The 23280-nt window shown below is 51.4% G+C and carries 29 protein-coding genes; all 29 read left to right on the top strand.

Annotated features, from left to right (window positions below; all coding sequences use genetic code 11):
• Positions 1-51 precede the first annotated feature (51 nt).
• On the top strand, positions 52-3597 hold the full coding sequence (gene rpoB, locus CGZ75_RS19245) for a DNA-directed RNA polymerase subunit beta (RefSeq protein ID WP_089525803.1): 3546 nt from the start codon (positions 52-54) through the stop codon (positions 3595-3597).
• A 29-nt stretch (positions 3598-3626) separates the two neighbouring features.
• Positions 3627-7250 carry a DNA-directed RNA polymerase subunit beta' gene (gene rpoC / locus CGZ75_RS19250; RefSeq protein WP_089525804.1) on the top strand — a complete coding sequence of 1208 codons (3624 nt, stop codon included), beginning with the start codon at positions 3627-3629 and terminating at the stop codon, positions 7248-7250.
• A 202-nt stretch (positions 7251-7452) separates the two neighbouring features.
• A complete protein-coding gene (locus tag CGZ75_RS19255; protein ID WP_089525805.1) occupies positions 7453-7683 on the top strand; it encodes a ribosomal L7Ae/L30e/S12e/Gadd45 family protein in 231 nt (76 codons plus the stop codon).
• A gap of 157 nt (positions 7684-7840) precedes the next feature.
• Entirely contained in the window at positions 7841-8260 is a 420-nt protein-coding gene (gene rpsL, locus CGZ75_RS19260; protein WP_089525806.1) for a 30S ribosomal protein S12, read from the top strand.
• Positions 8261-8306: 46 nt separating this feature from the next.
• On the top strand, positions 8307-8777 hold the full coding sequence (gene rpsG / locus CGZ75_RS19265) for a 30S ribosomal protein S7 (RefSeq protein ID WP_089525807.1): 471 nt from the start codon (positions 8307-8309) through the stop codon (positions 8775-8777).
• Positions 8778-8812: 35 nt separating this feature from the next.
• On the top strand, positions 8813-10888 hold the full coding sequence (gene fusA / locus CGZ75_RS19270; RefSeq protein WP_089525808.1) for an elongation factor G: 2076 nt from the start codon (positions 8813-8815) through the stop codon (positions 10886-10888).
• A 104-nt stretch (positions 10889-10992) separates the two neighbouring features.
• Positions 10993-12183 (top strand): elongation factor Tu, encoded by a 1191-nt coding sequence (gene tuf / locus CGZ75_RS19275; protein ID WP_089525809.1) that lies wholly within the window; start codon positions 10993-10995, stop codon positions 12181-12183.
• Positions 12184-12512: 329 nt separating this feature from the next.
• Complete coding sequence (rpsJ, locus tag CGZ75_RS19280) at positions 12513-12821, top strand: 30S ribosomal protein S10 (protein ID WP_028609655.1); 309 nt, start codon at positions 12513-12515, stop codon at positions 12819-12821.
• Between the two features lie 46 nt (positions 12822-12867).
• Positions 12868-13491, top strand: coding sequence for a 50S ribosomal protein L3 (gene rplC, locus CGZ75_RS19285; protein ID WP_089525810.1), 624 nt, complete (start codon positions 12868-12870; stop codon positions 13489-13491).
• A 29-nt stretch (positions 13492-13520) separates the two neighbouring features.
• The gene (gene rplD / locus CGZ75_RS19290) at positions 13521-14144 is read left to right on the top strand and encodes a 50S ribosomal protein L4 (RefSeq protein WP_089525811.1); all 624 of its coding nucleotides are present in this window, start codon (positions 13521-13523) and stop codon (positions 14142-14144) included.
• Positions 14144-14434, top strand: coding sequence for a 50S ribosomal protein L23 (gene rplW, locus CGZ75_RS19295; RefSeq protein ID WP_089525812.1), 291 nt, complete (start codon positions 14144-14146; stop codon positions 14432-14434). The genes rplD and rplW overlap by 1 nt, the downstream gene beginning before the upstream one ends.
• A 26-nt stretch (positions 14435-14460) precedes the next feature.
• On the top strand, positions 14461-15291 hold the full coding sequence (rplB, locus tag CGZ75_RS19300) for a 50S ribosomal protein L2 (RefSeq protein ID WP_089525813.1): 831 nt from the start codon (positions 14461-14463) through the stop codon (positions 15289-15291).
• A 72-nt stretch (positions 15292-15363) separates the two neighbouring features.
• Positions 15364-15642 (top strand): 30S ribosomal protein S19, encoded by a 279-nt coding sequence (gene rpsS / locus CGZ75_RS19305; RefSeq protein ID WP_089525814.1) that lies wholly within the window; start codon positions 15364-15366, stop codon positions 15640-15642.
• A gap of 46 nt (positions 15643-15688) precedes the next feature.
• Entirely contained in the window at positions 15689-16024 is a 336-nt protein-coding gene (gene rplV / locus CGZ75_RS19310) for a 50S ribosomal protein L22 (RefSeq protein WP_089525815.1), read from the top strand.
• Positions 16025-16037: 13 nt separating this feature from the next.
• On the top strand, positions 16038-16703 hold the full coding sequence (rpsC, locus tag CGZ75_RS19315) for a 30S ribosomal protein S3 (protein WP_089525816.1): 666 nt from the start codon (positions 16038-16040) through the stop codon (positions 16701-16703).
• A 2-nt stretch (positions 16704-16705) separates the two neighbouring features.
• Positions 16706-17140, top strand: coding sequence for a 50S ribosomal protein L16 (gene rplP / locus CGZ75_RS19320; protein ID WP_089525817.1), 435 nt, complete (start codon positions 16706-16708; stop codon positions 17138-17140).
• A complete protein-coding gene (gene rpmC / locus CGZ75_RS19325; protein ID WP_089525818.1) occupies positions 17130-17330 on the top strand; it encodes a 50S ribosomal protein L29 in 201 nt (66 codons plus the stop codon). Before rplP ends, rpmC begins: the two co-directional genes overlap by 11 nt.
• A gap of 47 nt (positions 17331-17377) precedes the next feature.
• Positions 17378-17641 carry a 30S ribosomal protein S17 gene (rpsQ, locus tag CGZ75_RS19330; protein WP_089525819.1) on the top strand — a complete coding sequence of 88 codons (264 nt, stop codon included), beginning with the start codon at positions 17378-17380 and terminating at the stop codon, positions 17639-17641.
• A gap of 38 nt (positions 17642-17679) precedes the next feature.
• Positions 17680-18048, top strand: a complete 369-nt coding sequence (rplN, locus tag CGZ75_RS19335) for a 50S ribosomal protein L14 (protein WP_089525820.1) — start codon at positions 17680-17682, stop codon at positions 18046-18048.
• Between the two features lie 45 nt (positions 18049-18093).
• The gene (gene rplX, locus CGZ75_RS19340; RefSeq protein ID WP_089525821.1) at positions 18094-18447 is read left to right on the top strand and encodes a 50S ribosomal protein L24; all 354 of its coding nucleotides are present in this window, start codon (positions 18094-18096) and stop codon (positions 18445-18447) included.
• Positions 18448-18479: 32 nt separating this feature from the next.
• Positions 18480-19022, top strand: a complete 543-nt coding sequence (gene rplE, locus CGZ75_RS19345) for a 50S ribosomal protein L5 (RefSeq protein WP_089525822.1) — start codon at positions 18480-18482, stop codon at positions 19020-19022.
• A 27-nt stretch (positions 19023-19049) separates the two neighbouring features.
• Positions 19050-19235 carry a type Z 30S ribosomal protein S14 gene (locus CGZ75_RS19350; RefSeq protein ID WP_054025317.1) on the top strand — a complete coding sequence of 62 codons (186 nt, stop codon included), beginning with the start codon at positions 19050-19052 and terminating at the stop codon, positions 19233-19235.
• A 31-nt stretch (positions 19236-19266) separates the two neighbouring features.
• Positions 19267-19665, top strand: a complete 399-nt coding sequence (rpsH, locus tag CGZ75_RS19355; RefSeq protein ID WP_089525823.1) for a 30S ribosomal protein S8 — start codon at positions 19267-19269, stop codon at positions 19663-19665.
• Between the two features lie 31 nt (positions 19666-19696).
• Positions 19697-20239 (top strand): 50S ribosomal protein L6, encoded by a 543-nt coding sequence (gene rplF / locus CGZ75_RS19360; RefSeq protein ID WP_089525824.1) that lies wholly within the window; start codon positions 19697-19699, stop codon positions 20237-20239.
• 59 nt (positions 20240-20298) lie between these two features.
• Positions 20299-20667, top strand: coding sequence for a 50S ribosomal protein L18 (gene rplR, locus CGZ75_RS19365; RefSeq protein WP_089525825.1), 369 nt, complete (start codon positions 20299-20301; stop codon positions 20665-20667).
• Positions 20668-20693: 26 nt separating this feature from the next.
• Positions 20694-21194 (top strand): 30S ribosomal protein S5, encoded by a 501-nt coding sequence (rpsE, locus tag CGZ75_RS19370; protein WP_089525826.1) that lies wholly within the window; start codon positions 20694-20696, stop codon positions 21192-21194.
• Between the two features lie 12 nt (positions 21195-21206).
• Positions 21207-21386 carry a 50S ribosomal protein L30 gene (gene rpmD, locus CGZ75_RS19375; protein ID WP_089525827.1) on the top strand — a complete coding sequence of 60 codons (180 nt, stop codon included), beginning with the start codon at positions 21207-21209 and terminating at the stop codon, positions 21384-21386.
• 61 nt (positions 21387-21447) lie between these two features.
• On the top strand, positions 21448-21888 hold the full coding sequence (gene rplO, locus CGZ75_RS19380) for a 50S ribosomal protein L15 (RefSeq protein WP_089525828.1): 441 nt from the start codon (positions 21448-21450) through the stop codon (positions 21886-21888).
• Positions 21889-23190, top strand: coding sequence for a preprotein translocase subunit SecY (secY, locus tag CGZ75_RS19385; protein WP_089525829.1), 1302 nt, complete (start codon positions 21889-21891; stop codon positions 23188-23190).
• Positions 23191-23280 lie beyond the last annotated feature (90 nt).

Consider the following 23280-nt stretch of genomic DNA (forward strand, 5'->3'; position numbering starts at 1 on the left):
GTATGAGTGCGCTTATCAAGCTGAGAAGCAGACATGAGGGGTGAGGTTAAGTTGGCAGGACAACTTGTTCAGTATGGTCGACGCACGCGTAGGAGCTATAACCGGATTCACGAAGTGCTCGAGGTTCCGAACTTGATTGAAATCCAACAAAAGTCTTACGGGAAGTTTCTGGAGAGCGATCTTCTGGAATTGTTCCAGGATATTTCGCCAATTCAGGACTTCACGGGAAATCTTTCGTTGGAATTTATCGATTACAGTCTCGGAGAGCCGAAGTATTCGGTTGATGAGTCAAAAGAACGCGACGTTACGTATGCCGCGCCGCTGCGCGTTAAGGTAAGGCTCCTTAACAAGGAAACTGGCGAGGTCAAGGAACAGGAAGTGTTCATGGGCGATTTTCCGGTGATGACGGATACGGGCACCTTCATTATTAATGGTGCAGAACGCGTCATCGTCAGCCAATTGGTACGCTCACCCAGCGTGTACTTCAGCACGAAAGTCGACAAAAACGGCAAGCGTAACTACACGGCTACGGTTATTCCAAACCGTGGTGCTTGGCTGGAGCTGGAAACCGATGCAAAGGACATTATCTACGTGCGTATCGACCGTACCCGGAAGATTCCGGTAACGGTACTTCTTCGCGCGCTCGGCTTCGGAACAGATGCCGAAATTTTGGACTTGCTCGGACAGGACGAGTATATCAAGAACACGCTGGACAAAGACAACACGGACTCGACAGAGAAAGCTCTGATCGAAATCTACGAGCGTCTTCGTCCGGGTGAGCCGCCGACTTTGGACAATGCGAAAAGTCTGCTTGTGGCTCGTTTCTTCGACCCTAAACGCTATGATCTGGCCAATGTAGGCCGGTATAAAATCAATAAAAAGCTTCACATCAAAAACCGTCTGTTCAACCAACGTCTCGCTGAAACGCTGGTGGATACGAATACGGGTGAGATTCTTGCTGAGGCTGGCCAAATGATCGACCGTCGTTTGTTAGACGATCTGCTTCCGCATCTGGAAGATAAGCTGAACAGCAAGATTCATCATGTGGCGGGTGGAGTGATGGATGCAAGTAGTATCCCACTGCAGACGATCAGCGTATTCGCTCCTAATGAAGATGGAAAAATCATCAAAGTGATTTCCAACGATGTTATCGACAAATCCGTCAAGCATGTTACGCCTGCGGATATCATTGCGTCGATCAACTACTTCATCAACTTGTTGCATGGAGTAGGTAGCACGGACGATATCGACCATCTCGGTAACCGTCGTCTTCGCTCCGTTGGCGAGTTGTTGCAGAATCAGTTCCGCATCGGCCTCTCCCGTATGGAGCGTGTCGTACGTGAGCGGATGTCGATCCAGGATGCCAATGCGATCACGCCACAAGCATTGATCAACATTCGTCCGGTCATCGCATCGATTAAGGAGTTCTTCGGATCTTCCCAGCTGTCCCAGTTTATGGATCAGACGAACCCCCTTGCTGAGCTTACGCACAAACGTCGTCTTTCAGCACTCGGACCCGGTGGTTTGACGCGTGAGCGGGCCGGCATGGAAGTCCGTGACGTCCATCACTCTCACTATGGCCGTATGTGTCCGATCGAGACGCCAGAGGGACCGAACATCGGTTTGATCAACTCCTTGTCTAGCTTTGCCCGCATCAACGAGTACGGCTTCATTGAAACTCCGTACCGCTGGGTAGATCCTAAGACAGCTATTGTCACCGAGCAGATCGCGTATCTGACTGCCGATGAAGAAGATAATTACGTCATCGCACAAGCGAACGCGCTCCTGTCAGAGGAAAGCAAGTTTGTCGACGATCAAGTTGTCGTTCGTTACAACAAGCAGGCTGACAACATCCTGACTATGCCAACCGAGCGCGTCGACTACATGGACGTATCGCCGAAGCAGGTTGTATCCGTCGCAACGGCGCTCATTCCGTTCCTCGAGAACGATGACTCCAACCGTGCGTTGATGGGATCCAACATGCAGCGGCAAGCCGTTCCACTGCTCATTCCGAAGGCGCCGCTTGTCGGCACAGGCATGGAGCACAAGTCTGCTAAGGACTCTGGTGTTTGCATCGTTTCCGATCATGACGGTGTCATCGAGCGCGTATCCTCCAACGAAATCTGGGTGCGTCGCGTGGAAACCGTGGACGGCAAGCCTGTGAATGGCGATCTCGTGAAGCACAAGCTTCACAAGTTCACCCGTTCTAACCAAGGTACTTGCATCAACCAACGTCCGATCGCCCGCAAAGGTGATATTGTTAAGAAAGGCGACATCCTGGCTGACGGCCCGTCCACGGAGCAGGGCGAAATTGCTTTGGGACGTAACGTCGTTGTCGCGTTCATGACATGGGAAGGTTACAACTATGAGGATGCTATCCTACTCAGCGAAAAGCTCGTGAAGGAAGACGTATACACGTCCATCCACATTGAAGAATATGAGTCCGAAGCCCGTGATACGAAGCTTGGACCGGAAGAAATCACTCGCGATATCCCTAATGTAGGCGAAGATGCGCTCAAGAATCTCGACGAGCGCGGTATCATCCGCGTCGGCGCTGAAATCAGTGCAGGAGACATCCTCGTTGGTAAGGTTACGCCTAAAGGTGTGACGGAGCTGACGGCGGAAGAGCGTCTGCTCCATGCAATCTTCGGTGAAAAGGCCCGCGAAGTTCGCGACACAAGCCTGCGCGTGCCGCATGGCACCGACGGTATCGTTGTTGACGTCAAAGTGTTCACTCGCGAGAATGGCGACGAGTTGCCTCCTGGTGTGAACCAGTTGGTACGCGTCTACATTGCACAGAAGCGTAAAATCTCCGAAGGCGACAAGATGGCCGGACGCCACGGTAACAAAGGTGTCATCGCGCGCATTCTGCCGGAAGAGGACATGCCGTTTATGCCGGATGGAACTCCAGTAGAGGTTGTTCTCAACCCCCTGGGTGTACCTTCTCGGATGAACATCGGCCAGGTTCTTGAAGTTCACCTTGGCCTGGCATGCAAGCGTCTCGGTATCCACGCCGCTACACCGGTATTCGACGGAGCGCGCGAGCATGATGTATTCGATGCAATGGAAGAAGCTGGGATTCAGCGTAACGGCAAGACCGTGCTGTACGACGGCCGTACCGGCGAGTGCTTCGAGCGCGAAGTTACGGTCGGCGTCATGTATATGATTAAGCTGGCGCATATGGTCGACGACAAGATTCATGCTCGCTCCACAGGTCCTTACTCTCTCGTTACGCAGCAGCCACTCGGCGGCAAGGCCCAATTCGGCGGCCAACGTTTCGGGGAGATGGAAGTATGGGCGCTTGAAGCTTACGGCGCGGCTTACACCCTGCAAGAGATTCTTACGGTCAAATCTGACGATGTGGTCGGCCGGGTGAAAACGTACGAGTCTATTGTGAAGGGCGAGAACGTGCCGGAGCCAGGCGTTCCGGAATCGTTCAAGGTTTTGATCAAGGAGCTGCAGTCACTCGGCATGGACGTGAAGATCCTCAATGCGGACGAGAACGAGATCGAGATGAAGGAAATCGATGACGAGGACGAAGGTGCAGGCGATAAGCTGAACCTCAACCTTGAAGGCGCCGAAGCAGGCGCTGAATAAGTCATACTTGAACTAAGGAGGGTTGCTCCTTGTTGGACGTGAACAACTTCGAGTACATGAAGATCGGCCTTGCATCGCCGGAAAAGATTCGCTCTTGGTCCCGCGGAGAAGTCAAGAAGCCGGAGACCATTAACTATAGGACACTCAAGCCAGAGAAAGAAGGACTCTTCTGCGAGAAGATCTTTGGCCCAACAAAGGACTGGGAATGCCATTGCGGCAAGTATAAGCGCGTTCGTTACAAAGGCGTTGTCTGTGACCGTTGTGGCGTTGAAGTTACTCGTGCTAAAGTTCGCCGCGAGCGGATGGGCCATATCGAGCTCGCCGCTCCGGTATCCCACATCTGGTACTTCAAAGGTATCCCAAGCCGGATGGGGCTGGCACTTGATATGTCGCCCCGTTCCCTTGAGGAAATTATCTACTTCGCCAGCTACGTTGTCACCGATCCTGGTGAGACGCCGCTTGAGAAGAAACAGCTTCTCTCTGAGAAGGAATACCGCAGCTATCGCGAGAAATACGGCTACGGTTTCCATGCCGGTATGGGTGCTGAGGCGGTCAAAAGACTGCTTCAGGACATCGATGTGGAGCGCGAGCTTGAGCAGCTGAAGGAAGAACTGCGTACGGCTCAAGGCCAACGCCGTAACCGTGCAATCAAGCGCCTTGAGGTTATCGAGGCATTCCGCCACTCTGGCAACAAGCCAGACTGGATGATTCTTGATGTGCTTCCGGTCATTCCTCCAGAGCTTCGTCCAATGGTACAGCTGGACGGCGGACGTTTCGCTACGTCTGATCTTAATGACCTGTACCGTCGCGTTATCAACCGCAACAACCGTCTGAAGCGTCTGCTTGACCTTGGCGCGCCTGACATCATCGTGCAGAACGAGAAGCGGATGCTGCAGGAAGCCGTTGATGCCTTGATCGATAACGGTCGTCGTGGCCGCCCGGTAACGGGCCCAGGCAACCGTCCATTGAAATCCCTCAGCCATATGTTGAAGGGTAAACAAGGTCGTTTCCGGCAGAATCTGCTCGGCAAACGGGTTGACTACTCCGGCCGTTCTGTAATCGTTGTAGGCCCGAACCTTAAGATGTATCAGTGTGGCCTGCCAAAAGAAATGGCGCTTGAGCTCTTCAAACCGTTTGTCATGAAGGAACTGGTTAACAAGGGTCTTGCCCATAACATCAAGAGTGCGAAGCGCAAAGTTGAGCGCGTAAGCGCAGAAGTATGGGATGTCCTTGAAGAAGTTATCAGAGAGCACCCGGTTCTGCTGAACCGCGCCCCTACGCTTCACCGTCTTGGTATTCAAGCGTTCGAGCCGATCCTCGTTGAAGGTAAAGCGATTAAGCTGCATCCACTTGTTTGTACAGCTTACAACGCCGACTTTGACGGAGACCAAATGGCTGTGCACGTACCGCTGTCCGCAGAGGCGCAAGCAGAAGCTCGCTTGCTCATGCTCGCCGCAGGCAACATCCTTAACCCTAAGGACGGTAAGCCTGTCGTAACGCCTTCGCAGGATATGGTCCTCGGCTCCTTCTATCTAACGATGGACAACAAGGAAGCCATGGGCTCTGGATCTGTGTTCGGCTCGGTCAACGAGGCGATCTCGTCTTATCAGCGCGGTATCGTGTCGCTGCATGCCCGGATTTTCATTCCGGCTAAGGTGCTCAAGAAGGACGACTTCACGGAAGAGCAGAACCGCTCGCTTATTTCGACGACAGTGGGCAAGGTTATTTTCAACGAAATCTTCCCGAGCTCGTTCCCTTACATCAATGAGGCCACTAAGACCAATCTGATGGATGGGACGCCGGACAAATATTTCGTATACGAAAAAGGCGCGGACCTGAACTCCTTCTTGGATAACGTTCCGCAAATGGGCGCCGTTGGCAAGGAATACCTCGGTCTTCTGATTGCCGAATGTTTCCGTCTTTACCACACGACGCGTACCTCGATCATTCTCGACAAGATCAAAGAGCTGGGCTTCACTTATTCGACCCGTGCGGGTATTACGGTTTCCGTCTCCGACGTCATCGTACCGCCAGAAAAAGTGGGAATCCTCAAAGAATCCGACGAGAAGGTCAGAATCGTTACGAATCAGTACCGTCGTGGTCTGATTACGAACGAAGAGCGCTATGACCGCGTTATCGAGATCTGGAGCAAAACAAAGGATCAGATTACGGAAATCCTCATGAAATCGATGGACCGTTACAACTCCATCATGCTCATGGTTGACTCCAAAGCGCGGGGTAACAAGTCGCAGATCACCCAGCTGGGCGGCATGCGGGGCCTGATGGCGAATCCATCCGGTCGAATCATCGAGCTCCCGATCAAGTCGAACTTCCGCGAAGGCCTTACCGTCCTCGAGTACTACATCTCGACTCACGGAGCGCGTAAAGGTCTTGCCGATACGGCTCTTCGGACAGCCGACTCCGGTTACTTGACTCGTCGTCTCGTTGACGTCGCGCAGGATGTTATCGTCCGCGAGGACGATTGCGGCACGGACAAAGGTATTCCCGTTGCTAAGATCCAGGACGGCAAAGAAGTTATCGAGGATCTGTTCGACCGTATCGAAGGTCGTTATTCCTTCGAAACGCTACGCAATCCGACAACCGGTGAGATTATCGTCGGCCGTGGAGAGCTGATCGATGCGACCAAAGCTGATGCCATCGTGAACGCGGGCATCGAGAAGCTGCAGATTCGCTCTGTACTGAGCTGCCGTGCCCGTCATGGCGTCTGCAAAATCTGTTACGGCCGCAACCTGGCAACTGGCAAACATGTTGACATTGGAGAAGCGGTAGGCATTATCGCCGCTCAGTCGATCGGTGAGCCAGGAACTCAGTTGACGATGCGTACATTCCATACCGGCGGCGTTGCCGGTGATGACATCACGCAAGGTCTGCCGCGTATTCAGGAGCTGTTCGAGGCTCGGAATCCAAAAGGCCAAGCGATCATTACCGAGCTCGACGGCGTCGTGAAGAGCATTCGCGAGACGAAGGACCGCAGGGAGATCGAAGTGCAGGGCGAAGCCGAGTCCAAAGTGTACCCGGTCAGTTATGGCTCCCGTATCCGCGTCATCGAAGGACAACACCTGGAAGCTGGCGACGAGCTGACGGACGGATCGATCGATCCGAAAGAGATGCTGCGCATCAAGGGCATCCGCGGGGTACAGAACTATATCCTGCAGGAAGTTCAGCGTGTTTACCGCAACCAGGGCGTAGAAATCAACGACAAACACGTCGAGGTCATGATCAAGCAGATGCTTCGCAAAATCCGTATCGTCGATGCGGGGGATACGAAGCTGCTGCCTGGCGCATTCGTCGATGTGCATGAATACGAAGCAGCTAACCGTGAGGTTCTTCTGTCCGGACGCGAGCCGGCAGTCGCCAAACCGGTACTGCTCGGTATTACCAAGGCATCCCTGGAGACGGACTCCTTCCTCTCTGCAGCCTCCTTCCAGGAGACGACCCGCGTCCTTACCGACGCTGCTATCAAAGGCAAGGTCGATCAGCTGCTCGGTCTCAAGGAAAATGTTATCATCGGCAAGCTGATTCCAGCAGGTACGGGCATGAACCGTTACCGCAGCATCCGCTTTGTCGGCCAGGAGGACGAAATCGAAACGGCAAAGGCGCAAGCCAGCGAATCCGTGCCGGTAGAGTCCTAAGCCTTGTCGGGACTTAGGTCCCGACCGTATCTTCCCAGCACCAGCTGCCCGGTTCGCCGGCCAGCTGGTGCTGCTGCGAAGATCGAATAGGAAGACTAAGAGAATGGCTAAGTCTTTCTTGACATGCCCATTCAACTAGTGCTACTATATCGGAGTGTGCCTGTGAGTGGATTCTTGTGCTTGTATGAGGATGGTGAATCCCGTGGCTTACAAGATTGGCACGAAGCAAACGACAAAAGCGGTTGAATCCCGCAAGGCGATTCAAGTTTATGTAGCCCGGGATGCTGATCCTAAGCTGACACGCGGCATTGTCGCGATTAGCGAGAGGGACAATATACCGATCAAATGGTTCGAAAGCATGGCGGATCTCGGCATGGAATGCGGGATAGACGTTGGTGCTGCGATGGCTGCAGTCGTTAGCGATGAAGAGTAGGAACGATGTTTTTGCCGGCAGGGTTGATTTTTATCCTCAATGCGCAGGCAAGAACTTTTGTTTGTCCAAAGATGAACCGCCTGGACCTGTGGGCTTAAATAATGAGCAGATTGCAGTTCAGCGCTTCATGAATTATGGGAAGGGGGTGGCAACCGACATGCCAACTATCAACCAACTGGTCCGCAAAGGCCGTCAAGCTAAAGTGGTCAAGTCCAAATCGCCAGCACTGCAACGGGGTTTCAACGCCCTGAAACGTGAGGTTACGGAAATCAGCGCTCCTCAAAAACGTGGTGTCTGCACCCGTGTAGGTACAATGACTCCGAAAAAACCGAACTCCGCGCTTCGTAAGTATGCTCGTGTTCGTCTGACGAACAAAGTAGAGGTAACAGCTTACATCCCGGGTATCGGACACAACCTCCAAGAGCACAGCGTCGTGCTGATTCGCGGCGGACGTGTAAAAGATCTTCCAGGTGTTCGCTATCATATCGTTCGCGGCGCACTGGATACGGCTGGTGTTAACAACCGTAAACAAGCTCGCTCCAAATACGGCGCGAAGCGTCCTAAAGTTAAAAAATAAGATTTTTCCTACTATCACATAATGAGAGAAAGGGGGACTTGCTCAAATGCCACGCAAAGGTCCTGTAACAAAACGCGATGTTTTGCCAGATCCGCTGTACAACAGCAAGCTGGTTACTCGTTTGATCAACCGCATTATGATCGACGGTAAACGCGGTGTTGCTGCAACACTGTTGTATGATGCCTTCAAGTTGATCCAAGAACGTTCCGGCAAAGAACCTATGGAAGTGTTCGAAGCAGCCCTGAAGAACATCATGCCTGTACTGGAAGTTAAAGCTCGCCGTGTAGGCGGCTCCAACTACCAGGTTCCAATCGAAGTTAAACCAGAGCGCCGTACAGCGCTTGCTCTCCGTTGGCTCGTGAACTACTCGCGTAACCGCGGGGAGAAAACGATGGAAGAGCGTCTGGCTGCTGAAATCCTCGACGCTTCCAACAACACGGGTGCTTCCGTTAAAAAACGTGAAGACACACACAAGATGGCGGAAGCCAACAAAGCATTCGCTCACTACCGCTGGTAGGATTCTAGCAGTACAATTTGAAGGGAGACATTCCAATGGCAAGAGAGTTCTCCTTGGCAAATACGCGTAACATCGGGATTATGGCGCATATCGATGCGGGTAAAACCACCACCACTGAACGGATCCTGTTCTATACAGGCCGTACCCACAAAATCGGCGAAGTGCACGAAGGTGCAGCGACGATGGACTGGATGGAGCAAGAGCAGGAGCGCGGGATCACGATCACGTCTGCTGCGACGACGGCTCAGTGGAAGGGAAACCGCATCAATATCATCGACACCCCGGGACACGTTGACTTCACCGTTGAAGTTGAACGTTCCCTGCGCGTATTGGACGGGGCAGTTGGTGTTTTCAGTGCGAAGGAAGGCGTAGAGCCTCAGTCCGAAACCGTATGGCGTCAGGCTGACCGCTACAACGTTCCCCGGATTGCTTACATCAACAAAATGGACATTATCGGCGCGGACTTCCTGAATGTCATCAAAGACATGCGTGATCGTCTGCAAGCTAATGCTGTTGCGATTCAACTGCCGATCGGCGCGGAAAGTGATTTCCTCGGCGTAGTCGACCTCGTTGAACGTGTTGCCTACAAATACAAAGACGACCTCGGGAAAGATCCTGAGCAAGTCGAAGTTCCTGCCGAGCTGGCCGACCAAGTCGAAGAGCTCCGTGCAGAACTGGTCGAGAAAGTGGCCGAGCTGGATGAAGACCTCATGATGAAGTATCTGGAAGGTGAAGAAATTTCCATTCCAGAACTGAAGGCAGCGCTCCGCAAGGGCGTTATCGACGTGAAGATCTTCCCAGTTATCGCTGGCTCCTCTTACCGCAACAAAGGCGTACAAATGATGCTGGATGCAGTTATTGACTACCTGCCGGCTCCAATCGACGTACCATCTATCAAGGGTACCCTTGAAGACGGTACGGAGACGACCCGCGATTCTTCCGATGAAGCGCCGTTCGCGGCCCTCGCATTCAAAATCATGACGGATCCGTATGTCGGCAAACTGACCTTCTTCCGCGTTTACTCCGGCGTACTGAACTCCGGTTCTTACGTTGTCAACGCAACGAAGGGCAAGCGCGAGCGGGTCGGTCGTATTCTTCAAATGCATGCGAACAGCCGTCAAGAAATCAGTTCGGTATACTCCGGCGACATCGCCGCTGCAGTAGGCCTTAAAGATACGACGACGGGCGATACGCTGTGTGATGAGAAGAATCCGGTAATTCTCGAATCCATGAACTTCCCAGAACCGGTTATCCAACTCGCGGTTGAGCCTAAAACAAAGGCTGACCAAGACAAAATGGGTATCGCTCTGCAGAAGCTTTCGGAAGAGGATCCAACGTTCCGTGCTCATACGGACGAAGAAACGGGACAAACGATCATCGCGGGAATGGGTGAGCTTCACCTTGAAATCCTCGTTGACCGCATGCTCCGCGAATTCAAAGTTGAGACGAACGTAGGTAAACCGCAAGTAGCTTACCGTGAAACCTTCCGTCAAGCGGCTAAGGTTGAAGGTAAGTTCGTTCGCCAGTCCGGTGGACGCGGTCAATACGGTCACGTATGGATCGAGTTCTCCCCGCTTGAGCCAGGTAGCGGTTTTGTGTTCGAAAACAAAATCGTCGGCGGATCTGTTCCTCGTGAATTCATCGGTCCAGTTCAAGCAGGTATTGAAGAGTCGATGAAGAACGGTGTTATCGCCGGCTTCCCGCTCGTTGATATCAAAGCACAAATCTTCGATGGTTCGTACCATGACGTCGATTCCTCGGAGATGGCGTTCAAAATTGCGGGTTCCATGGCACTCAAGGCAGCTAAAGACAAGTGTAAGCCTGTCATCCTTGAGCCGATCATGAAAGTCGAAGTAACCGCACCAGAAGAGTACATGGGCGACGTAATGGGCATGCTGAACTCCCGCCGCGGTCGCATCGAGGGCATGGATTCCCGCGCAGGAGCGCAAATTATCCGTGCTAAGGTGCCTCTTGCCGAGATGTTCGGATACTCCACTACACTTCGTTCCGGTACCCAAGGCCGCGGTGTGTTCTCCATGGAACTCTCTCACTACGAAGAAGTTCCAAAATCGATTCAAGAAGAGATTGTTTCCAAGAACAAATCGGAGTAATCTCTATATAGATTCGCTGTGACAGACCGTGCTGATTGCCTAGTGCAAGTAATGGTCTGTCACCTAACATAAAATTTCCTGACCTTTAAGGAGGATTAAGTTCAATGGCAAAAGCTAAATTTGAACGTAATAAACCCCACGTTAACATTGGCACAATCGGTCACGTTGACCATGGTAAAACAACGCTGACGGCTGCCATCACAACGGTTCTTTCCAAAAAATACGGTGGCGCAGCTATCGCTTTTGATCAAATCGACAAAGCACCAGAAGAGCGCGAGCGCGGTATCACGATCTCGACTGCACACGTTGAGTATGAGACTCCTAACCGTCACTACGCACACGTTGACTGCCCAGGCCATGCCGACTATGTTAAAAACATGATCACTGGCGCAGCTCAAATGGACGGCGCGATCCTGGTTGTATCCGCAGCTGACGGCCCAATGCCGCAAACGCGTGAGCACATCCTGCTCTCCCGCCAAGTTGGCGTACCTTACATCGTCGTATTCCTGAACAAATGCGACATGGTTGATGACGAAGAGCTCCTTGAGCTTGTTGAGATGGAAGTTCGCGACCTTCTGAACGAGTATGAGTTCCCAGGCGACGACACTCCAATCATCCGCGGTGCTGCTCGTGAAGCTCTGCAAAACCCAGAAGGCCCATGGGCTGAAAAAATCATCGAGCTCTTTGAGCAAGTTGATACGTACATCCCAACTCCTGAGCGCGACACGGCTAAGCCTTTCCTTATGCCAGTCGAGGACGTGTTCACGATCACGGGTCGTGGTACGGTTGCTACCGGTCGTATCGACCGTGGCGTAGTAAAAGTATCCGACGAGATCGAAATCATCGGTCTTGCTGAAGAGTCCCGCAAATCCATCGTTACGGGCGTTGAGATGTTCCGTAAGCTGATGGACTCCGCTCAAGCGGGCGACAACATCGGCGCACTGCTTCGTGGCGTTGACCGTAAAGACATCGAGCGTGGACAAGTTCTGGCTAAGCCAGGTTCTGTTAAACCACACACGAACTTCACGGCTCAAATCTATGTTCTGACCAAAGAAGAGGGTGGCCGTCACAAGCCTTTCTTCACTGGTTACCGTCCACAGTTCTACTTCCGTACAACGGACGTAACAGGCATCATCAACCTGCCTGAAGGAACTGAAATGGTTATGCCTGGCGACAACATCACGGTTACCGTTGAGCTGATCGCTCCAATCGCTATCGAAGAAGGCACTCGCTTCTCGATCCGCGAAGGCGGCCGTACTGTAGGCGCTGGCGCCGTAGCAACAATCCAAAAATAAGGATTCTGCAGCGTAAGCTGCGGAATCGAAAAACCCCCGCTTCGGTGGGGGTTTTTATTTGTTTCATCTATATATAATGAGCGCAGAATGAGTAGCTCTCGTTCAAACTTTTAATCCAATTTTTGTTGAATAGAGACTCTAATAAGCATTTACCTAATTACTTGTTGCATTAGGCTATTCAACATGATAAAATATTGTCTGTTGGTTTGTGACGTTGCGATGATGCGGGAGGTTGCTGACACACCCGGCTCCTTTGCCATGGAGCGTGTGTGAGGAGTTCTCGCGGAGTATGTCCGATACTAAATTGGGCGATAGAAGGAGGGACTTATATGGCAAAGCAAAAGATTCGTATTCGCTTGAAAGCATACGATCACCGCATTCTCGATCAGTCTGCAGAGAAAATCGTTGAAACCGCAAAACGTTCCGGAGCAGGTGTTTCTGGACCGATTCCGCTTCCGACGGAAAAGCAAATCATCACCGTTCTCCGTGCAGTACACAAGTACAAGGATTCGCGCGAGCAATTCGAACAACGCACACACAAGCGTCTGATCGACATTGTTAACCCGACTCCGCAAACGGTTGATGCGTTGATGCGTCTGGACCTGCCGTCCGGTGTCGATATCGAAATCAAACTGTAAGTTATCCACAAGCGTAAGCTAAGTGAGAACGAAAAGAGGTGTCAACATGAAGGGTATCTTAGGCAAAAAGCTCGGAATGACGCAAGTATTTACGGCTGAAGGTATTGTCGTGCCAGTCACGGTTATCGAAGCAGGTCCTTGTGTCATTCTACAAAAGAAAGATCAAGAAAACGACGGCTACGAAGCGGTCCAACTCGGTTTCTCCGACAAAAAGGAGAAAAACGCGACTAAACCTGCAATCGGTCATGCCAAAAAGGCCAACACGGCTCCTAAGCGCTACATTCGTGAAATTCGCGGCATTAACTTGGGCGAATATGAAGTTGGCCAAGAAGTTAAGGCTGACGTATTCACGGAAGGCGAATTTGTTGACGTAACGGGCGTTTCCAAAGGTAAAGGCTTCCAAGGCGTTATCAAACGTTGGGGACAAAGCCGCGGACCAATGGCGCACGGCTCGCGTTATCACCGTGGACCAGGTTCGATGGGTTCGATCCAAGCGAACCGCGTTCCAAAAGGCAAGCGTCTGCCAGGCCACATGGGCCATGAGACAATTACGATTCAAAAACTTGAAGTCGTACGCGTCGATGTAGAACGCAATGTCCTGCTGGTAAAAGGCTCCATTCCGGGCCCTAAAAACAGCTTCGTAAAAATCAAACAAACGGTGAAGAAATAAGCACCGCCTGAAGAAAGGAGGAACAAGCTATGCCTAAAGTAGCTATCTTCAATGTGAGTGGCTCCCAAGTCGGCGATATCGAGCTTTCTGAGCATGTCTTCGGTATCGAGCCTAACGCTCACGTCCTGCATAGCGCAGTTCTGTTGCAACAAGCAGCTGAGCGCGCTGGAACGCACAAAACAAAAGGACGCTCTGAAGTACGCGGCGGCGGACGTAAACCTTGGAAACAAAAAGGTACAGGCCGCGCCCGTCAAGGCTCCACCCGCGCCCCACAATGGGTTGGTGGTGGTACCGTCTTCGGTCCAACTCCGCGCAGCTACAGCTTTAAGCTGCCTAAGAAAGTTCGCCGTCTGGCGATTCGTTCTGCTCTGTCTTCCAAAGTTATCGCTAGCGAGCTGATCATTCTTGATCAACTGAGCTTCACTGCTCCGAAAACGAAGGAATTCAAAGCCGTTCTGAAAAACCTCAAAGTAGGTCGTAAAGCGCTTGTCGTAACGGCTGAATTTGAAAACAATGTAGCTCTATCCGCCCGCAACATTCCTGGAGTAAAGTTCGTCGCAGCAGAAGGCATCAATGTTCTGGATGTACTGTCGTATGACCAACTTATCATCACCAAGGAAGCGGTCGAGAAAGTACAGGAGGTGCTTGCGTAATGAAAGATCCACGCGATATTATCAAGCGCCCGGTAATCACGGAACAAACGACTGAGCTCATGGCTGCTAAACGTTATGTGTTCGAAGTTGACATCCGTGCTAACAAAACCGAGATCAAATCTGCTGTCGAGCAGATTTTCAACGTAAAAGTAAGCAACGTGAACACGCTTCGCGTACCGGCTAAGCCTAAACGCTACGGTCGCCATTCTGGTTACACGTCCGAGTGGAAGAAAGCCTTCGTTCAATTGAGCGCAGACAGCAAAGAGCTGGAATTCTTCGAGTCGGTTTAATCTGACAAGGCAAGGAGGGAAACAAAGTGCCAATCAAGAAGTACAAACCTACTTCCCCGGCCCGTCGTGGTATGTCGGTCTCGACATTTGAAGAGATCACAACAAACGTACCGGAGAAATCGCTCCTGGCGCCGCTTTTCAAAAAAGCTGGCCGTAATAACCAGGGTAAAATCACGGTTCGTCACCACGGTGGCGGACATAAGCGTAAGTACCGTATCATCGACTTCAAGCGTACCAAAGATGGTATCGTAGGCCGCGTAGCGACGATCGAGTACGATCCGAACCGCACCTCGAACATCGCGCTGATTCATTACGTTGATGGCGAGAAACGCTACATCATCGCACCAAAAGGCATGAAAGTTGGCGATCAGGTCGTTTCCGGTCCTGGTTCTGACATCAAAGTGGGCAACGCGCTTCCACTGGAGAACATCCCAGTAGGTACGCTTATCCACAACATCGAAATGAAGCCTGGCAAAGGTGGACAACTTGTTCGCGCTGCTGGTACGGAAGCTCAGCTTCTCGGTAAAGAGGATGCTTACGCGGTTATCCGCTTGTCTTCCGGTGAAGTTCGTCGCATTCTGAAAACTTGCCGAGCAACGATCGGTTCTGTTGGTAACGAGGATCACGAGCTCGTGAAAATCGGTAAAGCTGGCCGTTCCCGTTGGTTGGGCAAACGTCCTGAAGTTCGCGGCGTAGTAATGAACCCTAACGATCACCCACACGGTGGTGGTGAAGGCCGCGCTCCAATCGGACGCAAATCGCCTATGTCTCCTTGGGGCAAACCAACCCTTGGTTTCAAAACACGCAAGAAGAAGAAAGCATCGAGCCAATATATTATTCGTCGCCGTACGAAATAATAACCGCTTGAGCGACTGTGCGTGACGTCGCCTGCGTCACGCTAACGTCTCGAGGAAGGGAGGAACTAGATCATGGGTCGTAGTTTGAAAAAAGGTCCTTTCATCGATGGGTACCTTCTGAAGAAAGTTGAAGAACTGAACGCTGCGGACAAAAAAACGGTGATCAAAACTTGGTCCCGTCGTTCCACGATCTTCCCGCAATTCATCGGACACACGCTGGCTGTTTATGATGGCCGCAAACACGTGCCGGTTTATGTAACGGAAGATATGGTCGGACACAAGTTCGGCGAATTCGCACCGACTCGTACCTACAAAGGTCACGACGACGACAAGAAAACGGGCAGACGCTAAGCTGCTGCCTTTCTATAACCAAGCTGTTTGAGAGGAGGTACCTGTCATGGCAGAAGCAAGAGCACATGCTAATAAAGTTCGCATTGCACCCCGCAAGGCTCAACTCGTAGTTGACCTTATTCGCGGAAAGCAAGTCGGTGAGGCGATCGCTATCCTGCGTCACACGCCGCGCGCTGCATCCCCAATCGTGGAAAAGCTGCTGAACTCCGCAATCGCTAACGCTGAGCATAACTACCAGATGGACGTAAACAATCTGGTCGTCTCCCAGGTATTTGTTAACCAAGGTCAGACGATGAAACGGTTCATGCCTCGCGCTATGGGTCGCGCAAGCCGCATCAATAAGCGCACCAGCCACATCACGCTGGTCGTATCCGAAAAATAAGGAGGGATAACGAGTGGGTCAAAAGGTAAATCCAATTGGTCTCCGGGTTGGAATCATCCGAGACTGGGAATCTAAGTGGTACGCGGGTAAAGACTTTGGCGATCTTCTGATAGAAGACGTACGAGTACGCGAGTTCCTTAAAGGAAAGCTGAAAGACGCTGCTGTATCCCGTATCGAGATCGAACGCGCGTCTAACCGCGTGAACGTAACGATCAACACGGCTAAGCCGGGTATGGTCATCGGTAAGGGCGGTTCGGAAGTGGAAAACCTTCGTAGCGAGCTTACTCGTATTACGAACGGCAAAAAAGTCCACATTAACATCTCCGAAATCAAGCAAGCGGATCTGGACGCAATTCTCGTTGCCGAAAACATCGCTCAACAACTTGAGCGCCGGACTTCGTTCCGTCGTGCTATGAAACAAGCTCTGCAACGCTCCATGCGTGCAGGCGCTAAAGGAATCAAAACCTCAGTTAGCGGTCGTCTCGGCGGCGCTGAGATTGCTCGTCAAGAAGGATACAGCGAAGGCACCGTTCCGCTTCATACGCTGCGCGCCGATATCGATTACGGCACAGCTGAAGCACATACAACTTACGGCCGTATCGGCGTAAAAGTATGGATCTACCGCGGTGAAGTCCTTCCTCCTAAAAAGAAAGCAGCCGTCCAGGAAGGAGGCAACTAATCATGTTGGTACCTAAACGCGTCAAACACCGCAAAGAACAACGCGGACATATGAAGGGCCGCGCTAAAAACGGAACGGAAGTTCACTTCGGTGAATTCGGTCTGCAAGCGACGGAACCTGGTTGGGTAACGAACCGTCAAATCGAATCCGCTCGTATCGCCATGACTCGCTACATCAAGCGTGGTGGTAAAGTATGGATTAAAATTTTCCCTGCTAAACCAGTAACCCAAAAGCCTCTCGAGGTACGGATGGGTAGCGGTAAAGGTAATGTGGAAAAATGGGTTTCCGTTGTGAAACCTGGCAAAGTTATGTTTGAGCTTGCCGGCGTATCCGAGGAAATCGCACGTGAAGCAATGCGCCTTGCGGCCCACAAGCTCCCGGTTAAAACCAAGTTTGTGAAACGCGAAGAAGTGGGTGGTGAAGCAAATGAAAGCTAGTGAATTCCGCAACTTGACCACTGATGAACTTAACCAAAAGGTTGCCGGCTTTAAAGAAGAGCTGTTCAACCTCCGCTTCCAACTGGCTACTGGCCAACTGGATAACCCAACGCGCATCGGCGCCGTTCGGAAAGAGATCGCACGTGCCAAAACGGTACTGCGTCAAAGAGAACTGGGAATCAGCAGCTAATTCAGCCGCGTGCCTATGCACGCCTAGTCTGAGGAAGGAGGAAGAACATGAGCGAACGCAACAATCGCAAAGTTCAGATTGGCAAAGTTGTCAGCGATAAAATGGATAAAACGATCGTGGTGGCTGTAGAAACTTACAAAAAACATGATCTATACCATAAACGCATTAAGCATACGAGCAAGTTCAAAGCCCATGATGAAAACAACACTGCAAAAATCGGTGATATGGTTAAAATCATGGAAACTCGTCCGCTGTCGAAAGACAAGCGCTGGAGACTGGTTCAAATCGTAGAAGAAGCCGTAGTTCTCTAATACGATACGACCATCAAGTTTGAAAGGAGGACATTTCAATGATTCAACCTTTTACACGCCTTTCGGTTGCTGACAATTCTGGCGCGAAAGAACTGATGTGTATCCGCGTACTGGGTGGTACAGGACGTCGTGTAGGACATATCGGTGATCTCATCGTTTGCTCGGTCAAACAAGCAACACCTGGTGGCGTTGTCAAAAAAGGTGATGTAGTCAAAGCCGTTATCGTTCGCACGAAGCGTACGGTTCGCCGTAAGGACGGTTCCTACATCGCATTCGACGAAAATGCTGCTGTAATCGTGAAGGAAGATAAATCCCCTCGTGGTACTCGTATCTTCGGACCAGTTGCTCGTGAACTTCGCGACAAAGACTTCATGAAGATCGTATCGCTTGCACCGGAAGTTATCTAATAGCGCCTCTAGCGGCGTGAAGTCAAGGAGCAGGAGGTGTAACACATGCCAAAGGTTAAAAAAGTTCTGGAATCCCACAACAACAAGCTGCACGTGAAAAAGGACGATACCGTTATCGTCATCACGGGCAAAGATAAAGGCAAAAAAGGCCGCGTTATCGCAGCTTACCCTCGTGAGAACCGCGTTCTGATTGAAGGTGTGAACATGGTGAAGAAGCATACGCGTCCTTCCCAAACGAACCCTCAGGGCGGCATTATCGAGCAGGAAGCTCCGGTTCACGTTTCCAACGTGATGCACGTGGATCCGAAGAGCGGCAGCGTAACCCGTATCGGCTACAAAACGCTTGATAACGGCAAGAAAGTCCGCGTTGCTAAGCGCTCCGGCGAGGTTATCGACTAATTATTTTTTGACGGAAAGGAGGACCCTTTACCATGGCAGCAAGAATGAAAGAGCGTTTCTTGAACGACATTACTCCTGCTCTGATGCAGAAGTTCAACTATACGACTGTAATGCAGGTGCCGAAGATTGAGAAAGTTGTTATCAACATGGGTGTAGGCGAAGCAGTTGCCAACTCCAAAGTGCTTGATACAGCAGTTGAAGATCTTCGTCTGATCTCTGGTCAAAAACCGGTTATCACGCGCGCTAAGAAGTCTATTGCAGGCTTCAAGCTTCGTGAAAATATGCCGATCGGGGTTAAAGTTACACTGCGCGGCGACCGCATGTACTATTTCCTCGACAAGTTGTTCAACACCGCATTGCCACGCGTCCGTGACTTCCGCGGCGTATCGACCAAAGCTTTTGACGGTCGCGGCAACTACACTCTTGGTTTGAAAGAGCAGCTGATCTTCCCGGAGATCGAATACGATAAGATCGACAAAATCCGCGGTATGGACGTCGTCATCGTGACGACGGCGAAATCGGACGAAGAATCCCGTGAGCTGCTGTCCCAACTGGGAATGCCGTTCGCGAAGTAATCGCCAATCAGGAGGTGTAATACCAAAGTGGCAAAAACTTCGATGAAAGTTAAGCAACAACGCACTCCGAAGTTCAAAGTACGTGCCTACACGCGCTGTGAGCGCTGTGGACGTCCTCACTCGGTTCTGCAAAAGTTTAAAGTTTGCCGGATTTGTTTCCGTGAATTAGCACATAAAGGCCAGATCCCTGGTGTTAAGAAAGCCAGCTGGTAATCCGTTTTAGTTGGGAAGGAGGTACACAAGAATGGTTATGTCTGATCCGATCGCAGATATGCTGACCCGTATCCGCAATGCGAATCTTGTCCGTCATGAGACCGTTGAAATGCCCGCTTCGAAAATTAAGAAGCAAATCGCTGATATTTTGAAACGCGAGGGCTTCATCCGTGACGCTGAATATATCGAGGACAGCAAGCAAGGGATTATCCGTATTTTCTTGAAATACGGCTCCAACAACGAGCGCGTAATCACTGGCCTGAAACGCATCAGTAAGCCTGGCCTGCGCGTTTACACGAAATCCACTGAGCTCCCACGCGTTCTCGGCGGCCTCGGAATCGCGATTATCTCCACTTCCAAGGGAGTTATGACCGACAAGGAAGCTCGTCAAGGCAAAGCTGGCGGCGAAGTCGTCTGCTACGTTTGGTAATTAAGAAGCTACAACGATAGGAGGTGCAACAATGTCCCGTATTGGTCGCAAACCCATTACTGTCCCTAGCGGAGTGAACGTCTCCCTGGACGATACGGTGATCACGGTAAAAGGACCGAAAGGTGCCCTTAGCCGTCCGGTCCATAAAGATATGAAGGTTAGCCTGGAAGAAGGCACGATCCTCGTGGAACGTCCTTCCGACAACAAGCTGCACCGCTCCCTGCACGGAACCACTCGCAGCATCATCGCGAACATGGTTAGCGGTGTAACGGATGGCTTCGCCAAGAACCTTGAGCTCGTTGGCGTCGGCTACCGCGCAAGCAAACAAGGGGAAAAAGTAGTTCTGAACGTAGGCTACTCCCACCCAGTCGAAATCGTACCTGCACAAGGCATCGAGTTCGAAGTTATCGGCAACAACAAGATCACCGTTCGCGGTATCGATAAAGAGCTTGTTGGTGCAACGGCTGCTAAAATCCGCTCCGTACGTGAGCCAGAGCCTTACAAAGGCAAAGGTATCAAGTACGAAGGTGAGCGCATTATCCGCAAGGAAGGCAAAGCCGGTAAGAAAAAATAAGCATGAGTATATGCTTTGTACGATAGATTTACCACGAATCAAGAAGGGAGGATCCCTCAATGATCACCAAAGGCGACAAAAACAAAGCCCGTTTGAAACGTCATCTGCGTGTCCGCAAGAAAATCAACGGCACAGTAGCACGTCCACGTCTGTCGGTTTACCGTTCCTCCAAACACATCTACGCTCAATTGATCGACGATGTAGCTGGTGTAACAATTGCTTCGGCTTCTACGCTGGACAAAGAACTGGTTGAGCAAGTCAACAACGGCGGCAATGTGGATTCCGCTAAGCTGGTCGGAGAACTGATCGCAAAGCGTGCCAAAGAAAAAGGTCACGAATCGGTCGTATTCGATCGCGGTGGCTACCTGTACCACGGACGGGTTCAAGCACTGGCTGACGCAGCTCGCGAAGCTGGTCTTCAATTCTAATTTTCTGACAAGGGAGGTATATCGACTTGCGTATTGATGCAAATTCGCTGGGTGAACTGCAAGAGAAGGTAGTTCACATTAACCGCGTAGCGAAAGTAGTCAAGGGCGGACGCCGTTTCAGCTTCAGCGCCTTGGTAGTTGTCGGAGACGGCAAAGGCCATGTAGGCGCCGGCATCGGAAAAGCTCAAGAAGTTCCTGACGCTATCCGCAAAGGGATTGAAGATGCGAAGAAAAACATGATCTCAATCCCACTCGTGAACACAACGATTCCGCACCAAGTGCTTGGGCACTTTGGCGCTGGTCAAGTTCTGCTCAAACCGGCTTCCCAAGGTACTGGCGTTATCGCTGGTGGCCCTGTGCGTGCTGTGCTCGAGCTGGCAGGTGTCGGTGACATTCTGACCAAATCCCTGGGCTCTTCCAATTCCATGAACATGGTTAACGCAACGCTTGAAGGGCTTTCCCGCCTGAAACGCGCTGAAGATGTTGCCAAGCTTCGTGGAAAAACAGTTCAAGAGCTTCTGGGTTAAGGAGGGAACACGATGGCTAAATTGCAAATCACCCTCGTCCGCAGTCTGATCGGCCGCAACGAGAAGCAACGCGCAACAGTTGCGTCGCTCGGTCTTCGCAAGATCCGCCAAACAGTTGTCCTTAACGACAGCCCCGCAATTCGCGGTATGGTGAACCACGTAAACCACCTGGTTAAAGTGGAAGAAGTATAAGACGATTGTATAATCGTCTCTCCATAGATTTACAAAGAGCAATAAGGAGGTGCAACGAACGATGAAACTGCATGAACTCAAACCAGCCGAAGGTTCCCGCAAAGCTCCTTTCCGCAAAGGTCGCGGTATCGGTAGCGGTAACGGTAAAACCGCAGGCAGAGGCCACAAAGGTCAAAACTCACGTTCCGGCGGCGGCGTCCGCCCAGGCTTCGAAGGCGGTCAAAACCCGCTCTATCGTCGTCTGCCTAAACGTGGTTTCAACAACCCATTCCGCAAAGAGTACGCGATTGTCAACATCGATGAGTTGAATGTGTTTGAAGCTGGCTCTGAAATTACTCCGGAAGTTCTTGTCGCTAAAGGGATCGTAAAAAATCCTCAAGCCGGCATCAAAATCCTGGGCAATGGTGAAGTCAATGTTCAACTTACGGTAAAAGCAAGCAAGTTCTCTCAATCTGCGGTAGAGAAAATCCAGGCTGCCGGCGGTCAAACCGAGGTGATCTAATTGTTCAAGACGGTTTCAAACATTTGGAAAGTGGAGGACCTCCGCCGGAGAATCCTCTTTACCCTTTTCATTTTGCTTGTATACCGCATCGGTTCGTTTATTCCGGTGCCCAACATCGACAAAGACGTCTTATCCCAGATCAACACAGAGGGTTCGGACCTGTTTGGCTTACTGAACACTTTCTCGGGCGGTGCGCTGTTCCAGTTCTCGATTTTCGCGATCGGTATTATGCCGTACATCACGGCGTCGATCATAGTCCAATTGCTTTCGATGGATGTTATTCCAAAGTTTGCTGAGTGGGCAAAAGAAGGCGAGAACGGCAAGCGCAAGCTGGCCCAGATTACCCGCTACGGTACGATTGGGTTGGGTCTTGTCCAGGGTTTTGCAACTGCAATCGGCTTCAACCGCATGTATAACTATCAGATGGTTATGGATGCGAACTTCGCTGTTTATGCGATGATCGCGATCGTCCTGACCGCTGGTACGGCTTTCTTGATGTGGCTTGGAGAGCAGATCACGGAGCGCGGAATTGGCAACGGCATCTCGGTTATTATCTTCGCAGGTATCGTCGCAGGCCTGCCGGGCCATATCCGCAAAATCTACACCACTTACTTCGTTGATAAGACGGATCAAGTGTTCATGGGCGTCCTGCAAATGATCGCCATTGTAGTTGGGGTAATCCTCATGATTATCGGTGTCATCATCGTCCAGCAAGGGATTCGCAAGATTCCCGTGCAATACGCCAAGCGCGTAGTTGGACGTAAGATGTACGGAGGTCAATCAACACATATTCCGCTGAAGGTTAATGGTGCGGGTGTAATCCCGGTCATCTTCGCGTCTTCGTTGCTGATCTTCCCATCCACAATTGCTCAGTTCTGGGCTAGCCAAGATTGGGCTCAATGGATCATTACTCACCTGGCACCTGACAAGGCGCTTGGCATGGTGATCTATGTTATACTGATTATCGGCTTCACCTTCTTCTACACCTTTGTACAGATGAATCCTGTGCAAATGGCTGACCAAATGAAGAAGAATGGCGGCTACATCCCTGGTGTACGTCCGGGCAAACCGACTTCGAGCTATATTACCCGCGTCATGTCGAGAATTACGCTGTTCGGGGCTCTGTTCCTAGCGCTTATCTCTCTCTTGCCGGTTGGATTTGGTTCGTTGTTTGGACTTGACCGCAGCGTTCAGCTTGGTGGTACCTCACTCTTGATCGTTGTTGGTGTTGCACTAGACACGATGAAGCAGATCGAGACCCAACTGATCAAACGCCATTACAAAGGGTTCATCAATAAATAACACGAGGCTTCGAACGGGCGGCTTAGTAGCTCCACTTGAGGGAGCTGCAGGTCAGCCCGCGCTTGCCTATAGTGCTCAAAGCGAGGACGA

This window comes from Paenibacillus herberti, from assembly GCF_002233675.1.
GTDB classification, from domain to species: Bacteria; Bacillota; Bacilli; order Paenibacillales; family Paenibacillaceae; genus Paenibacillus_O; species Paenibacillus_O herberti.

Bases quoted from the DNA above. Each gene is read 5' to 3' on its own strand.
- rpsL (WP_089525806.1), top strand. From the start codon at position 7,841: ATGCCAACTATCAACCAACTGGTCCGCAAAGGCCGTCAAGCTAAAGTG.
- rpsG (WP_089525807.1), top strand. From the start codon at position 8,307: ATGCCACGCAAAGGTCCTGTAACAAAACGCGATGTTTTGCCAGATCCG.
- fusA (WP_089525808.1), top strand. From the start codon at position 8,813: ATGGCAAGAGAGTTCTCCTTGGCAAATACGCGTAACATCGGGATTATG.
- tuf (WP_089525809.1), top strand. From the start codon at position 10,993: ATGGCAAAAGCTAAATTTGAACGTAATAAACCCCACGTTAACATTGGC.
- rpsJ (WP_028609655.1), top strand. From the start codon at position 12,513: ATGGCAAAGCAAAAGATTCGTATTCGCTTGAAAGCATACGATCACCGC.
- rplC (WP_089525810.1), top strand. From the start codon at position 12,868: ATGAAGGGTATCTTAGGCAAAAAGCTCGGAATGACGCAAGTATTTACG.
- rplD (WP_089525811.1), top strand. From the start codon at position 13,521: ATGCCTAAAGTAGCTATCTTCAATGTGAGTGGCTCCCAAGTCGGCGAT.
- rplW (WP_089525812.1), top strand. From the start codon at position 14,144: ATGAAAGATCCACGCGATATTATCAAGCGCCCGGTAATCACGGAACAA.
- rpsS (WP_089525814.1), top strand. From the start codon at position 15,364: ATGGGTCGTAGTTTGAAAAAAGGTCCTTTCATCGATGGGTACCTTCTG.
- rplV (WP_089525815.1), top strand. From the start codon at position 15,689: ATGGCAGAAGCAAGAGCACATGCTAATAAAGTTCGCATTGCACCCCGC.
- rplP (WP_089525817.1), top strand. From the start codon at position 16,706: ATGTTGGTACCTAAACGCGTCAAACACCGCAAAGAACAACGCGGACAT.
- rpmC (WP_089525818.1), top strand. From the start codon at position 17,130: ATGAAAGCTAGTGAATTCCGCAACTTGACCACTGATGAACTTAACCAA.
- rpsQ (WP_089525819.1), top strand. From the start codon at position 17,378: ATGAGCGAACGCAACAATCGCAAAGTTCAGATTGGCAAAGTTGTCAGC.
- rplN (WP_089525820.1), top strand. From the start codon at position 17,680: ATGATTCAACCTTTTACACGCCTTTCGGTTGCTGACAATTCTGGCGCG.
- rplX (WP_089525821.1), top strand. From the start codon at position 18,094: ATGCCAAAGGTTAAAAAAGTTCTGGAATCCCACAACAACAAGCTGCAC.
- rplE (WP_089525822.1), top strand. From the start codon at position 18,480: ATGGCAGCAAGAATGAAAGAGCGTTTCTTGAACGACATTACTCCTGCT.
- rpsH (WP_089525823.1), top strand. From the start codon at position 19,267: ATGGTTATGTCTGATCCGATCGCAGATATGCTGACCCGTATCCGCAAT.
- rplF (WP_089525824.1), top strand. From the start codon at position 19,697: ATGTCCCGTATTGGTCGCAAACCCATTACTGTCCCTAGCGGAGTGAAC.
- rplR (WP_089525825.1), top strand. From the start codon at position 20,299: ATGATCACCAAAGGCGACAAAAACAAAGCCCGTTTGAAACGTCATCTG.
- rpmD (WP_089525827.1), top strand. From the start codon at position 21,207: ATGGCTAAATTGCAAATCACCCTCGTCCGCAGTCTGATCGGCCGCAAC.
- rplO (WP_089525828.1), top strand. From the start codon at position 21,448: ATGAAACTGCATGAACTCAAACCAGCCGAAGGTTCCCGCAAAGCTCCT.